We start from the raw sequence: 14,631 nt of genomic DNA on the forward strand, positions 1-14,631 counted from the left end.
CCCTTCCGTGAATGATTGCTATAAGGCGCGGGTCTCCGGCGACCACTCCATTGTCGCATCCATGCAGGACAGGACATGACCGCCACGAACTCCGCCTTTCCGCCTTCCGATCACGCCCCGTCCGAAACACGGACTGACAGGACCACAGCCGCCGGGACCAATCCGCCTGCCACCAGACGCGCCCGCGATCACCGTGTCGATGCCCTGCGTGGCATTGCGCTGCTGATGATGTTCGTGGACCACATGCCGCAGAACCTCCTCAACCGGCTGACCATCCGCAATCTCGGCTTTGCCGATGCCGCGGAGATTTTCGTGCTGCTGGCCGGCTACGCCTCATGGCTGGCGTACGGACGCGGCTTTCCGAAACACGGCGTGCCGGAGACGCTCCGCAAGATCGCCGTGCGCTGTGGAAAGCTCTATATCGCGCAGGCGCTGATGATGCTGTCCTCTGTCGTCATCATCCGCACATGGCGCAGCTTCACACCCGTTCCCGTCGATTTTCTGGAACCGGAGCTGGCGCACGGTCTCGCCAATTTCTGGCGTGTCTTTCTACTGGACGCCCTGCCGTCCAACCTGAACATCCTGCCGCTCTACATGGTGCTTCTGGCGGCCTTTCCGCTGATGTACTGCGTGATCCGGTTCAATCGCTTTCTGGCGCTGGGACTGAGCTGCGCCTTGTGGCTGCTGATCAATCTCGACCCCAGTGTCAATTTCCCCAACTGGCTTGATCCGGATGGGTGGTATTTCGATCCGCTGGCATGGCAGTTCCTGTTCGTACTCGGCGCGTGCGGAGCGATCGAGGCCAGCCGCCACAACGGAGATCTCCCCTCCTTTTCCTGGCTGAAAATTCTCTGCGGGGGCTATCTGATGTTCTCGCTGCTTGAGGCCTTTCCGTGGACACAGTGGGGATTGCCGACCATCCGCCCGCTCGCCCTGCCCTCTCCCGACAAAAGCACGCTGGCTCCTTTGCGGCTGCTGGATGTGCTGTCCATCTTCTATCTGGTGCAGTCCTCACAACTGGCCCGGCAATTCTCGGAAACAAGGCTGGGACAGGCGCTGGCGCTGTGCGGGCGTCATTCGCTGGAAGTCTTTACGGTCGGCACCGTTCTCGACCTGATCGGCCGTCTGATCTTCACCACATTCGGAGAAGGATGGCTGCTTCAGATCGCGATCAACATTGCAGGTCTGTGGATTCTCTACTGCGTGACGGTTGTCTACGAGCGTAAGCGTAACCGGGCGCGCGAGCTGATGAAGCCATCGGAACCGCAGCAGCCTGCCGCCTCCTGATCCTTTTGCCACCCCTATGGTGGTGACGCCGCCAACAGACACAGGAACACCGACAATGAGCCATTTTCCCCGTCTGACCCGGCTGTTGCAGGCCGGCTCCTCCGTGAAGATCTGCCTGTTCGGCTCCTCCACTGTTGAAGGCATCGGGGCAAGCGCGCCGGAGTATGGACTATGCCCGGTCGTGGAGCGGACACTGCAACCCTTCATGCCCAACGGCGTGACCATCATCAATCGCGGCATCGGCGGCAATGGAGCCGAGGAAATGCATGCCCGGCTTCAGGACGTGATCGACGATCGCGCCGATCTGGTCATCTGGCAGGGCGGCACCAATGACGTCTGGAAAGAGCAGCCCGTCTCGGGCTTCATTGATCGGACCCGGGATGATCTGGAGCGTCTGCGTCGGGCAGACGGATGTGATCTGGGCATGATCGGACCGCAATGGTGCAAGATGATGGAAGAGCTGCCGAATTTCCCGGCTTTCCGGGATGCCGTTCCGGCGCTTGCCATCGAGATGAATATCCCGTTTTTCAACCGCTACGCGCTGATGAAATCATGGTCCGCCGAGCATGGCATGACCCGCGAGCAGCTTTCCCCCGATGGGCTGCATCTGGGTGATTTCGGCTACAGGCTGCTGGGCGAGGCCGTGGCGCGCTGGATTGTCGAGCTGACGGGGATTTAGAGCATCATCCGATCAGGTGGAATCATCTGATCGGCTAAAGAGCTTCTCGACAAAACAATGATCCAGAGTCGTTTACGTGAACCGGCGTGAACGGATACGGCTTCAGGTTCACGCATCTGTTGGATGTCATCGCGCGTTTCTCGGGGTTTTGTCCCGAACTCCACAAAGGGACGTGGCCCCTTTGATCCCGATCAGTTAAATTAACAAGGGAGCGGGGGAATCTGTGATCCCTTACGGGCGCAGGCAGATCAGTGAATGGTCGGAGAGATATTCGCTGAGGCCAGATGCAGACGCGCCGGGGCGGAGGCTGGAGCCGCGAGCTTGAGTTCCGGACCAAAGCCCGGCCATTCACCGTCCGCCAGCGATTCCAGAGAGGGCGTCGGCAGGTTGAGGCGATCCGCGTAGGTCCAGAGATAGGAGAAAGCCTGCGTGACGTAGGCCCGCGTCTCAGCATTGGGCAGCCGCTCCATATAGAGCAGCGGGTCCTCTGACACGCCAGCGCTTGTCTCCCAGTGAGAGATCGCACCCGGTCCGGCATTGTAGCTGGCCAGCAGGCGAATGAGGTCACCGCCATCCGGCGCCGCCTGCCCTGCCCAGCTCAGATGCGCCAGATACTTCACATAGCGCTGACCGATTTCCAGATTCAGACCTGGGTCATGCAGCACCTGCGGCGAGGACGCAAACCGGTCAGCCTGCCCCGTGACGAAGCCTGCCGTGCCGGGCTGAATCTGCATGAGGCCATGCGCACCCGCACCGGACACAGCGCCGGGATCAAAATTGGATTCCAGACGGGTCAGCGCATAGACCAGCGCCGGATCGACAGTGAAACCGTGACGCGGATGCAGGGCTGGCAGCGGCAGACGCTCGCCATGCCTGCCGGAAGACTGTTCCATCGCCTGAATGGAATCCGCCATTTCCAGCGCCAGATCGTTCAATCCGGCGGCAGCGGCCACCAGTTGGAAGGACTGCGCCAGAGCGGTGTCACGCACAATCTGCGGCCAGTAGCGGCGCAGCGCCTGCTCCGCCCGCTCCTGCTCGCCCACCTGCAACAGGGCGAAGACGCGATGCCCGACCGAAGTGGCGGCCACAGCCTCCACGTCGATTTCCGTCAACAGGGGTTCGGAAGGCGCCGCATCCGCCGACAGTTCGAGGCTCGCGTCCTGCACTGCGCCTTCACGCATGACATGATGCGGCACGCGCTCCATCATCCGCCGCGCCAGCAGACCGTAAAAGCTGGTCGGAGCCGCCTGCGCCCGCTGAAGCCACGGACGGAAAGAGGTCATCTCGCCCAGTTCCTGGTGACCACGGGCCGCCCAGAAAGCCGCTGCGGAAATCAGCTCTGGCGTCACGAGCGGCGCACGGGAGGCTTTCTCGAACAGGACGACGGCTTCCGCCCTGCGTCCCTGCGACCAGGCCGCGAGCCCGGCCATATAGGCGGGGAAACCAACCTTTTCATTGCCGCGACGGAGCGCCTCACGCGCGGTTTTTTCCGCAGCCGCGAAGGCTCCCTGACTCAGCAGCGCCTGAGCGACCTCGCCACCCAGTTGCGCCGCGTAAGGAGGCGTCATGCCCGGTGTGATCGCGATCAGATGCAGGGCGCTTTCAGCGCCTTTTGCGCCCGTTGTGGCGCGTTCCATGACCGTGCGGTCCAGCAGGACATTGCGTGTGAACGCCCGTTCCATCGACCCATTGACGCTCCCGGCGCGCGCTCCGCCCAGCATGGCGAGAGACGGCGCGGGAGGCAGCGGCGCGCCACGCTCGGAAACCGATGACAGGCGGCTATAGACCGCCGGTGCATCCGCCATGTCGGCGTGATCATGCAGCCAGCGTCTCATCTCCGAGGCAGTGGGATGATAGGATGGGTTGAGAAATCTTTCGGCCAGAATGTCGGCCAGCAGGGTGGTGTCGGTCAGGCGCGTCGTGCTGGCCAGAGCCTCGCTGAAAGCGCTCTGGCGCTGAAGCCGGAAAATGGCCCGCACGAGGGTCGCCATGTCGGAAGACAGCGGCCGTGGCAGGGAGACACCCGCATCGTCAGGCCCGCCATAGGGCAGACGCGACACAGCCATGGCCACCTCATCGCTGCCATGGCCATCATGGGATGACCGCGCCGAAGACCGGGAACCTCCTTCGTCAGGGGAAACCGGTAGCGGCCGCGCACTGGCGAAGGATGCTCCCGTCAGCAAGGCAGCGCCGGCAAGCAGAAACCTGGCGGCGATCGAGTGGGAAATATGACCTATGGCTCGCATGGTGGCGGGGGTCTATAAGTTCCCACTGCAAAATGCAAGTTTGCTGACAATCATCACACGGGAACAGAGAAGCGTCACGCAGGAATATCCCTTGTAAACGCTTGAATTCCCGTGTTTGTCACACATGGTAGAAAGATGCTTCTACCTGAGACTAATCCTGTGAATCACTGTTCATTATTCCATCATTACGTGACTTAATTCACAGCATCATCGAGTGTTACCGCAAGTAACAACATATCATCCCATATCTGACGGCGAGCCGTCGCGCCCGCCCGCAACTGTGAGGGGTGTCGCATCGCCATGACAGGCTTCTGCACCCCTCCTTCCGCCCCCCATGCGGTCATGCGCCAACTCCCCCGCGCCCGGGCAGGATTGATGTCCGGACCAAGGATCATCCGGGTCGCCAGCCCTCCGCACAGAAGCAGTCTTTCAGGCTGGTAAAGCGCTATACTCCTGAGAAGCATCGGCAGGCACTGCGCAACCTCGACGGGAGACGGAGGCCGTCCGCCCGGTGGACGCCACGGAATCGCCGGAGCCAGAATCATCTCTTCACGCGTCCGCCCGATCGAGGCGAGCATACGGGTCAGAAATCCTCCGGATTCCCCCGAAAAAACGACACCACTCCTGTCTTCGTCGGCATCTGGCGCATCTCCGATCACCATCACCCTCGCTCCGACCGGACCACGCGGCAGGACGGTATGGGTCGCCGTCCCTCTCAGGTTGCAGGCCACAAACCCGTCAATGGCCTTTTCCAACGCCTCGATAGTCGCGAGTCCGCCCAGCGCCCGGAGCGTCGCTTCAGGAGCCGCCGAGAGCGCCGCGGCCGGAGCAGGCAGTTCTTCGCGGACAGGGAGCGGTCGCCGTTCAGCATACTCTGCGGCACGCTCAACCACCGGCGCAGCCGTCTGCCGGGCCACCCGCTCGGCTTCCCACTCGGCAAACCGGTCGTGGGGCTCCTCATCAAGCAGGACATCAACGCCCCACTCGATCTGCAACTCCAGCAGCGCCGCAACCGCACCAGCGTCCATCGTCACCAGATTCTCCACACCTTCTGCCTTACTCCTATAGAGAAAAAGAGGCCGTCCGTCCTCCTCTCCGTAAAGCCTCCTTTTCCATATGAGAAAGCCGGAGCATGGCTGACCGGACAGCAGAGCAAATCAGCCCGTCAGGACCTATCGGCCATACTTCCCCAAAACTACAGCCGGACAGGATTCTTCCTGCCTCCATGCCTGTGAACGCGGCGTCAGGAAAAAGCACCGGGGCAACCTGCCCGTCATCCATCCTTTTTCAAACTTCATCAGTCACATATGCTCGTGGTTGGCCGATCACGCTTGCCGGGTTAAGTCTTTTCCATGACCGTTACAGTCATGGGACGCCACCGTCCCATTCACACATCGTCAGAGGCCCGTCACCATCATGCCAATCCGTCCCGCCTTCTCCGCCCTGCTGCTGGCTTCTCTTCTGTCCAGCAGCGCGATAGCCGCGGGACAGAAGACGCCGACGGGCTCACCAAAGGTGGAGGCGGCTCCGTTTACACCGATTGATGCGCCGGATTTTCTGGTGGGGCTCGTGGCTGCGCGGGCCAATGATTACGCCACCGCCGCTCAGGCCTACAGCGCGGCTCTGGCCAAAGACCCCGACAATATGGAACTGCTCCGGCAGGCCTTCTCGGAAGCGGCTTTGGCCGGCGCTCCCAACGCCGTGGATCTGGCGCGCCAGACTCTGGCGAAGGCCGGTGGACGCAGCATCCTGACAGCCTTCGTCCTCGGCAACGACGCCGTGCTGCATGATCGCTGGCAGGATGCGGCAGAAGCCTATCGGAGCATGCCTTCCGACGCCCTGACCAACATTCTCTCTCCCCTTCTGCAGGCATGGTGTCTGGCTGGCGAGAAAAAATACCCGGATGCGATAGCGCTTCTCACATCGTCGAAGCACAGCACATCGCCAGCAGCGCCATTCTATGTCGGCCATGCCGCACTGATCGCCCTCCTCGCCGGAAACACCGGGCAGGCCAGAATGCTGTTCGACAGGGCCAACCAGCTCTTCCCCGCGAGCGATCTGCTCATCAACAGGGCGCGCGCCAACCTTCTGTGGCAGACCGGGCATCAGAGTGAAGCCCGTACGCTTCTGCGGGCGGCAACCGGCAGCGATACCGTCCTGTCCCTCGCCGAGCCCGAATTGCAGGCGGCCATCGACACCCCTCCCGTGCCGACCGCCCGCGATGGCGTGGCGCATGCTTATGTACTGGTCGCCTTCATCCTTCGGCAGCAGGCCCTTCACGCGCCGGAAGTGGACAGCATGCAGCAGATCAACATCGCCTCGGCGATGATGCTGCGCATGGCGCTGACCCTTGACCCGACACTGGCCATCGCCCGTCTGATGCTGTCGGAGATCGAGGAGAGTCTGGGACACAAGGACATCGCCATCGCCGTTCTGAAGGATCTGCCCGACACCAATCCCCTGACACGCGTCGCACAATATCGCGTGGCCATGCTGGAAGATCAGCTCGGCAATCATGCGGACGCGCGCAAGGCGCTGGAGCATCTGTCCCACGACGCCCCGAACCTCGTGCTGCCCATCCGCTCGCTCGGCACGATCCTCTCGGAAAGCAAGGACTGGCCCGCAGCAATTGATGCGTTCAGCAAGGCCATCACCAATGCCCGCGCCAGCCAGTCTCTCGACTGGACTCTGCTGTTCGAACGGGCTGCGGCCTATGAACGCACCAACAACTGGCCGAAAGCGGAAGCGGATCTACAGGAAGCCCGCAGGATGGTGCCCGATGAGCCTCTGCTGCTGAACTTTCTCGGCTATGGCTGGGCGCAGCGCGGTCTGCATCTGAACGAAGCGACCGAACTGCTCAAACGCGCTCTTGCCCTTGACCCCGATGACGCCGCGATCCGCGACAGTCTGGGCTGGGTTCTGCTGCGCTCAGGCGATCTGCCCCATGGCGCGGCGCTGATCGAACGGGCCGCCGAACAGACACCGCTTGATCCGGAGGTGAATTATCACCTTGGCGTTGCGTACTGGAATCTCGGCCGGAAAACCGAGGCGGTTGATCAATGGAATGTCGCGCTGGGCCTGAAGCCCGAACCTGACGATCTGAAGCGTATCCAGTCGGCCCTAGAGTTTGCCAGAACGGCGGACATCAAAACACACTTTCCCATTATGGACACTGTCGCCTCTCCGTAACAGGAGCGGCGACATTTCTCAGCAGGCTCCCGTCTGCGACATCCTGTCTATTTATAATATTTAGACCGGGTGTTTCCTGCCGGTTCGGGCAATCAAATATTTACCGCCATGTTTCATAGCGAGGGGTGTCCTCATCAGCGGTGAAATATGTCTGCCTCCATGACGTCTGTTACACCCCTGATTGAGCGGAGCGAGAAATTCCTGCTCCTTGCTGTCGGCTGCTATTTCATTTTTGCGAATTTCACACCCGTCTTTGTCACGCATAATTTTGTGGCGTGCCTTTACATGGCAGAGGCTCTTCTCGACATCACCTTTACGGTCATACGTCAGCCCGGTTCGGTCAGCCCGCACTGGCGCGACTGGCTCGTTGCTGTACTGGGAACATACGCCAGCCTGCTGGTCGTCGCGACACCGCATGTCGCGCCGCTCCTCCCTCGCGTGCTCTGCGGCGGTCTGGCCTTGGCCGGTATCCTGCTCAGCCTTTCTGCAAAGCTGTGTCTTCGCAGAAGTTTCGGGATCATCGCGGCCTCACGGGGGCTAAAAACCAACGGTCCCTACCGGATTATCCGTCATCCCATGTATGCTGGCTATCTTCTGATGCAGGCGGCCTTTCTGCTGCAATATCCCACCTTCCATAATACTGCCGTCCTCCTTTTCACCTGGTGGATGCAGCTCATGCGGATCAAGGCTGAAGAAAAGATGCTTGAGACCAGCGAATGGGTGGACTGGTCACAAGAGGTAAAATGGAAGCTCATCCCGTTTCTGTTCTGATGACGTCCTGCCATTTTCAGACGCTTTTCTTCTGGATTCCTGTCCGGTCGACGCCATCGCCATTCTGGCCCCTGACCCAGTCTGTTAAAATAAACAGGCGACGAAACCCGAAATAACGCTGTGTCCTCTTTTACACAGCGATCACCATATAAAGATCGGAATATCGAAGGCGCTGTTCTCATGCTATAATAGAGTGTGCTTCTCGCCGCCCATGCCCTGCGCACATCATCATTGTGCAAGACCGAACTTGACGGTCCGCATGGCCGGGAGGCAAAGGTCTGCTTCAATTTCGGAATAATCAGGATTGGCCATGTCACCGCGTACTCTGTTCGACAAAATCTGGGACAACCACGTTGTCGATACCCTTGAGGACGGGACCGCCATCCTGTACATCGACCGTCACCTTGTGCATGAAGTCACCAGCCCGCAGGCGTTCGAGGGGCTGCGTCTGGCTGGTCGCAAGCTGCGTCACCCGGAAAACACGATCGCCGTAGTGGACCATAACGTCCCGACCTCCGATCGCACCCAGCCGATCGAGGAACCAGAAAGTCGCAACCAGATCGAGACGCTGGAGCGCAACGTCCGCGAATTCGGCGTTCCGTATTTCCCGCTGCTGTCGGCCAATCAGGGCATCGTGCATGTGGTCGGTCCCGAGCAGGGCATCTCGCTGCCGGGTATGACCATCGTCTGCGGCGATTCCCATACCTCCACGCACGGTGCGATGGGCGCTCTGGCGTTCGGCATCGGCACGTCCGAGGTCGAACATGTGATGGCGACGCAGACCATCCTGCAGAAGCCCGCCAAAAACATGAAAATCGCCGTCGAGGGTCAGCTTGCTCCCGGCGTGACGGCGAAAGACGTGGTGCTGGCGATCATCGGCAGGATCGGCACGGCAGGCGGCACGGGTCATGTCATCGAATTCTGTGGCTCCGCCATTCGCGGGCTGGACATGGCGGGCCGCATGACGGTCTGCAACATGGCCATCGAAGCTGGTGCGCGCGCCGGTCTGATTGCGCCTGATGAGACGACATTCGAGTATGTGAAAGGCCGTCGCTTCGCCCCCAAGGGTGAAGGCTACGATCAGGCCGTGGCCTACTGGAAGACGCTCGCCGCCGATGAAGGCGCTGTCTATGACACGGAAATCACCCTGCGGGCGGAAGAGATCGAGCCGTGCCTGACATGGGGCACCAGCCCCGAGAACGTGCTGCCGATCAACGGCACGGTGCCGGACCCGGCAGATGAACCCGATGAGGCGAAACGGGCGCAGATGGTCCGCATGCTGGACTATATGGACCTGAAGGCTGGTCAGAAGATCGCCGGAACGCCTGTCGATGTGGTGTTCATCGGCTCCTGCACCAACAGCCGCATCGAGGATCTGCGAGCGGCGGCCTCCGTCGCGGCAGGCCGCAAGGTCGCCGACGGCGTACGCGCCATGATCGTGCCGGGTTCCGGTCTGGTGAAGGCGCAGGCCGAGGAAGAAGGGCTGGACCGCGTGTTTCTCGACGCCGGTTTCGAGTGGCGTGAGGCTGGCTGCTCCATGTGCCTCGGCATGAACCCGGACAGACTGACGCCGGGACAGCGTTGCGCCTCCACATCCAACCGTAATTTCGAAGGACGTCAGGGTCCGGGCGGACGGACGCACCTGCTGTCGCCTGCGATGGCGGCGGCGGCGGCGGTGACCGGCGTGCTGACCGACGCCCGCGAGCTTACGAACTGATTTCGGCAGAGAAGGACGAAGACCGATGGAGAAATTCACCACTCTGACGGCCATCGCGGCACCTCTGCCCGAGGCCAATATCGACACGGACAAGATCATTCCGGCCCGCTTCCTCAAGACGACGAAGCGCACCGGCCTTGGCGTGCATGCCTTCGACGGCATGCGCTATCGTCCGGATGGCTCTGAAAACCCGGATTTCGTGCTGAACAGGGAACCTTACCGGAAGGCGGAAATTCTTGTGACCCACGAGAATTTCGGCTGCGGCTCGTCCCGTGAGCATGCGCCTTGGGCGCTGCTGGATTTCGGCATCCGCTGCGTGATCGCCCCATCTTTTGCCGATATTTTCTTCAACAACAGCTTCAAGAACGGCATCCTGCCGATCCGCCTGCCGCGTGAAGTCTGCGATATGCTGATGGGCGACGCCTCGCAGGGTTCAAACAGCCGGATCACGGTCGATCTGGCCCGTCAGGTGGTCATCCGCCCGGACGGACAGGAAATCAGCTTCGAGATCGATCCGTTCCGCAAGCATCTGCTGCTTGAAGGACTGGATGATATCGGCCAGACGCTGAAGCGTGAAAACGCGATCGAAACCTTCGAAGCCAAAAGACAACAGGACGAGCCCTGGTTCCCGAAAATCGCTGTCTGAACTGAAGCATCCCTGTTTGGGTTTTGACCGTGCTGACCGGCGGTCAAAGCGCCCGGCACGTGATGCAACACACCATACTGGCTGACCTTTACAGAAGTCATGCAGGCTCTTGACCCCAATCTGTTGAGAGCAAACGGTTTCCAAAGGCGCGCCTTTGGCGGGGTTCAGGGCAGCGCCCCGTCAATCCCCCCAACCGGAAGGACCAGACCTCTTTCAGGTGAAGGGCAAAGCCCTGCGGGCACAACGGAAGCAGACAGTCTTCCGGACGCTCCTTCTGATGAAACAGAAGACGTCAGCGAGCGTGATAGACGTGCTCGCATATTCATGTCAGCAATCCATATCCTCTCGCCTTCTCCCTCTACAGGTAAATTCTGAACCTCACTGGGAAACGCGGACGCTTATATACAGGCGTCCGACCAATGGGCGGCATCCAGAGAAAGAGGAGGCTCGGTCGGACTGCAGCCAACTGACCGTCATCTCTCCACCGATTCCATTTGACTCATCTTTCCCCTGCGCGTAGGAACCATCTCCACATATAAGTCACGCCACCTCGCGAGTGTTCGCGCAGTGGCGCGTATTCTTTTGGGGAAACGGTTCTTGTTCGAATCTCTGTCCGACAAGTTTTCCGGCGTTATTGGCGATCTCGGCAAGCGTGGCACGCTGACCGAGGCCGACGTTGCGGAGGCCATGCGCGAGGTTCGGCTGGCGATGCTGGAGGCCGACGTCGCGCTTCCGGTCGTCAAGGACTTCGTAAACAAGGTCAAGGAGCGTTCGGTCGGCGCGGAAGTGCTGGCAAGCATCTCTCCCGGTCAGGCTGTCGCCAAGATCGTCAATGATGCGCTGATCGATGCCCTTGGCGGCGCGGGCGCTGTTCCCCTGAACCTGAACGCAGCCGCGCCTGTGCCGATCCTGATGGTCGGTCTACAGGGCTCGGGCAAGACCACCACATCCGGCAAGATCGCCATGCGTCTCGCCACCCGCGAGCGCAAGAAGGTGCTGCTGGCCTCGCTCGACACGCAGCGTCCCGCCGCCCAGCTCCAGCTCCAGCAGCTCGCCGAGCGTGCGAAGGTGGCGTCGCTGCCGATCATCACTGGCCAGACGCCGGTCGAGATCGCTAACCGTGCGATGGATACGGGACGCCGAGAAGGCTATGACGTCGTCATCCTCGATACGGCGGGCCGTCTGTCCATCGACGAAGCGCTGATGGACGAAGTCCGTCAGATCCGTGACGTCACGCACCCGGCGGAAACGCTGCTCGTCGTCGATGCGATGACGGGTCAGGACGCCGTCAACACGGCCAAGCTGTTCAACGAGGCCGTTGGCGTTTCCGGCGTTGTCATGACCCGTATGGATGGTGACGCCCGTGGCGGCGCAGCCCTTTCCATGCGTGCGATCACCGGCGCGCCGATCAAGCTGACCGGCTCGGGCGAAAAGCTGGACGCGCTGGAAGAGTTCCATCCGGAGCGTGTCGCGGGCCGTATCCTCGGCCTCGGCGACATCGCCGGACTGGTCGAAAAAGCTGCCGATACGCTCGATCAGGAAGAGGGAGAGCGGCTGGCCAAGAAGATGATGGCCGGCAAGTTCGATCTCGACGACTATGTGTCGCAGATCAAGCAGATCCAGAAGATGGGCTCGATCTCGGGCATCCTCGGGATGCTGCCGGGCATGGGCAAGATGAAGGACATGGTGGACGAGAAGAAGCTCGACACCACGATCTTCAAGAAGCATCAGGCCATCATTTCCTCCATGACCAAGGCGGAGCGCAAGACGCCCGACATCATCAAGGCGTCGCGCAAGAAGCGTATCGCCGCCGGGTCTGGAACCACAGTTCAGGACGTCAACAAGCTGCTCAAGCAGTTCGATGACATGTCCACCATGATGAAGCGGGTCAACAAGCTCGGGCTGAAAGGCCTGATGCGACAGGCCTCCGCGCTCATGTCCGGGGGCGGCATGCCGGGAGGCCCCGGCGGCTACCCCGGTGGTCCCGGTGGCCGGCCTCCCTTCGGCTGACCTGTCCCCTTTTTTCTTTTTCTGGCTTTACCGGAGTAGTTGAATGAGCCTCAAAATCCGCCTTGCACGCGCTGGTGCAAAGAAGCGTCCTTACTACCACATCGTGATCGCCGACAGCCGTTCACCGCGCGATGGTCGCTTCATCGAGAAGGTTGGCGCGTACAACCCGATGCTGCCGTCCGACCACGCCGAGCGCGTGAAGCTGCTCAACGAGCGCATCACGCACTGGCTGTCACAGGGCGCCCTGCCGACCGACCGCGTTGCCCGCTTCCTTGGCAACGCCGGCCTGATCGCCAAGCCGACCTGGAACGAGCAGCCGAAGCAGGCAGCGCCGAAGAAGAAGGCGCAGGCTCGTGCGAAAGCCGCTGCCGCTGCTGCTGAAGCCGCAGCCTGAGGCTGAAGAAAGACCGGAAGACGCTTTCTCGCCATGAACGACGCACGCATCCAGATTGGAGTGATAGGGAGGCCGCACGGTGTGCGCGGGCTTGTGCATGTGCACAGCTACGCCGCCGATGAGGACTCGCTCGTCTCCTATGGTGTGCTGACGGACGATCGTGGCGATCGCTGGACGCTGAGCTGGCGTTCGGGCGGTGTGGCGGAACTGCGCGACGCGCAGGGAAAGCCGCTTGCCGACCGGACGGCGGCGCAGGCGCTGGTCAACCGCAAGCTCTATGTCAGCCGTGACGTGCTGCCCGAGCCGGACGAAGAAGAGTTCTATCACAGTGACCTGCTTGGTCTGGACGCTGTGGAAGACGGAGTTTCGCTCGGCAGGGTCGTCACGGTGCATGATTATGGCGCGGGCACGAGTCTCGAACTCGATACCGGCCTGATCGTGCCTTTCTCCAGGGTCTGTGTTCCCGAAATCGATTTTCCCAGCCGCCGCATGACAGTCGTGCGACCGGTCGAGGTGATCGGTGAGGAAGAGCAGACGCCGAAAAGGGAAAAGGCATGAGCTGGACGGCGACGATCCTCACCCTGTTCCCCGAGATGTTTCCGGGACCGCTCGGCCAGTCGCTGGCCGGTCGGGCTCTGGAGAACGGAACGTGGAACTGCGATGTGCGCGATCTACGGGCCTTCGGGCTCGGACGTCATAACGCCGTGGACGACACACCTTTCGGAGGTGGTGCAGGCATGGTGATGCGTGCGGACGTGGTGGATACGGCGCTGGCCTCCGTCTCTCGGCAGGATGGCGCTCCGTGCGTCTATCTGACCCCGCGTGGCCGTCCTCTGACTCAGGCCGATATCCGTCGTTACACGGCGGGACCGGGCGTGACCCTGCTTTGCGGGCGTTACGAAGGGGTGGACGAACGCGTTCTGGAAGCACGCTCCATCGAGCAGGTCTCGATCGGCGATTATGTGCTTTCGGGCGGGGAGACGGCGGCGCTGGTGCTGCTGGATGCCTGCGTGCGGCTGCTGCCCGGCGTCATGGGCTCTGCGGAAAGCGGTGTCGAGGAAAGCTTTTCCGACGGTCTTCTTGAATACCCTCTCTATACCCGCCCCGCCGAATGGCAGGGCCGTACGGTGCCGGACGTCCTTCTGTCCGGAAACCACGCGGCCATCGCCCGCTGGCGGCGCGATCAATCCGAGCGGGTCACGCGCGAGCGTCGGCCCGACCTGTGGGCAGCCCATCTGTCGCACAGTTCCAGACCATCCGTTCAGGAAGGACAGTCCCTATGAACATCATCCAGCAGTACGAGGCCGACGAAATCGCCCGCCTCACCACGATCCGCGCAGTGCCTGAGTTCCAGGCTGGCGACACCGTTCGCGTGTCCGTCCGCGTCAAGGAAGGCGAGCGCGAGCGCGTTCAGGCTTACGAAGGCGTTGTCATCGCCCGCTCCAACAAGGGCCTGAACAGCAACTTCACGGTTCGCAAGATTTCCAACGGTGAAGGCGTGGAGCGTGTATTCCCGCTTTACTCGCCGACGCTTTCTGAAATCGTCGTCGTCCGTCGCGGCAAGGTGCGTCGTGCGAAGCTGTATTATCTGCGTGGCCGTAGCGGCAAGTCCGCCCGTATCGCCGAGCGTCCCCGTGACACGGCGGCTCCGGCAGCCAAGGCAAAAGCCAGCGCCTGATCCATATGGTTTCT

At 61.4% G+C, this 14,631-nt stretch carries 13 protein-coding genes; 11 read left to right on the plus strand and 2 right to left on the minus strand.

Going from position 1 to position 14,631, the window contains the following annotated elements; translation table 11 throughout:
- Window positions 1-75: 75 nt before the first annotated feature.
- Together LKE90_RS10840 and LKE90_RS10845 are read left to right on the plus strand one after the other, a co-directional pair.
- A complete protein-coding gene (locus tag LKE90_RS10840) occupies window positions 76-1,287 on the plus strand; it encodes an OpgC family protein (protein ID WP_291492331.1) in 1,212 nt (403 codons plus the stop codon).
- Between the two features lie 55 nt (window positions 1,288-1,342).
- On the plus strand, window positions 1,343-1,966 hold the full coding sequence (locus LKE90_RS10845) for an SGNH/GDSL hydrolase family protein (RefSeq protein WP_291492333.1): 624 nt from the start codon (window positions 1,343-1,345) through the stop codon (window positions 1,964-1,966).
- A 248-nt stretch (window positions 1,967-2,214) separates the two neighbouring features.
- Here the strand turns inward: LKE90_RS10845 and LKE90_RS10850 are convergent, their stop codons facing one another.
- Complete coding sequence (locus tag LKE90_RS10850) at window positions 2,215-4,212, minus strand: lytic transglycosylase domain-containing protein (RefSeq protein WP_291492335.1); 1,998 nt, start codon at window positions 4,210-4,212, stop codon at window positions 2,215-2,217.
- Between the two features lie 194 nt (window positions 4,213-4,406).
- Window positions 4,407-5,240 (minus strand): uracil-DNA glycosylase, encoded by an 834-nt coding sequence (locus LKE90_RS10855; protein ID WP_291492392.1) that lies wholly within the window; start codon window positions 5,238-5,240, stop codon window positions 4,407-4,409.
- Window positions 5,241-5,628: 388 nt separating this feature from the next.
- Here LKE90_RS10855 and LKE90_RS10860 point away from each other — a divergent pair, with 388 nt between their 5' ends.
- The 9 genes from LKE90_RS10860 to rplS all read left to right on the plus strand — a co-directional run bounded on the left by LKE90_RS10860 (window position 5,629) and on the right by rplS (window position 14,617).
- Entirely contained in the window at window positions 5,629-7,401 is a 1,773-nt protein-coding gene (locus LKE90_RS10860) for a tetratricopeptide repeat protein (RefSeq protein ID WP_291492337.1), read from the plus strand.
- A gap of 159 nt (window positions 7,402-7,560) precedes the next feature.
- Entirely contained in the window at window positions 7,561-8,172 is a 612-nt protein-coding gene (locus LKE90_RS10865) for a methyltransferase family protein (RefSeq protein WP_291492339.1), read from the plus strand.
- Between the two features lie 310 nt (window positions 8,173-8,482).
- A complete protein-coding gene (gene leuC / locus LKE90_RS10870) occupies window positions 8,483-9,889 on the plus strand; it encodes a 3-isopropylmalate dehydratase large subunit (RefSeq protein WP_291492341.1) in 1,407 nt (468 codons plus the stop codon).
- 25 nt (window positions 9,890-9,914) lie between these two features.
- A complete protein-coding gene (leuD, locus tag LKE90_RS10875; RefSeq protein WP_291492343.1) occupies window positions 9,915-10,535 on the plus strand; it encodes a 3-isopropylmalate dehydratase small subunit in 621 nt (206 codons plus the stop codon).
- A 597-nt stretch (window positions 10,536-11,132) separates the two neighbouring features.
- Window positions 11,133-12,545 carry a signal recognition particle protein gene (ffh, locus tag LKE90_RS10880; RefSeq protein ID WP_291492346.1) on the plus strand — a complete coding sequence of 471 codons (1,413 nt, stop codon included), beginning with the start codon at window positions 11,133-11,135 and terminating at the stop codon, window positions 12,543-12,545.
- A 43-nt stretch (window positions 12,546-12,588) separates the two neighbouring features.
- Window positions 12,589-12,939, plus strand: a complete 351-nt coding sequence (gene rpsP / locus LKE90_RS10885) for a 30S ribosomal protein S16 (RefSeq protein WP_291492347.1) — start codon at window positions 12,589-12,591, stop codon at window positions 12,937-12,939.
- Between the two features lie 33 nt (window positions 12,940-12,972).
- Window positions 12,973-13,497, plus strand: a complete 525-nt coding sequence (gene rimM, locus LKE90_RS10890) for a ribosome maturation factor RimM (protein WP_291492349.1) — start codon at window positions 12,973-12,975, stop codon at window positions 13,495-13,497.
- Entirely contained in the window at window positions 13,494-14,222 is a 729-nt protein-coding gene (gene trmD / locus LKE90_RS10895) for a tRNA (guanosine(37)-N1)-methyltransferase TrmD (RefSeq protein WP_291492351.1), read from the plus strand. Before rimM ends, trmD begins: the two co-directional genes overlap by 4 nt.
- On the plus strand, window positions 14,219-14,617 hold the full coding sequence (gene rplS, locus LKE90_RS10900; protein WP_291492354.1) for a 50S ribosomal protein L19: 399 nt from the start codon (window positions 14,219-14,221) through the stop codon (window positions 14,615-14,617). Before trmD ends, rplS begins: the two co-directional genes overlap by 4 nt.
- Window positions 14,618-14,631: the final 14 nt, after the last annotated feature.

The sequence above is a fragment of the Acetobacter sp. genome (assembly GCF_022483985.1).
Lineage (GTDB): Bacteria > Pseudomonadota > Alphaproteobacteria > Acetobacterales > Acetobacteraceae > Acetobacter.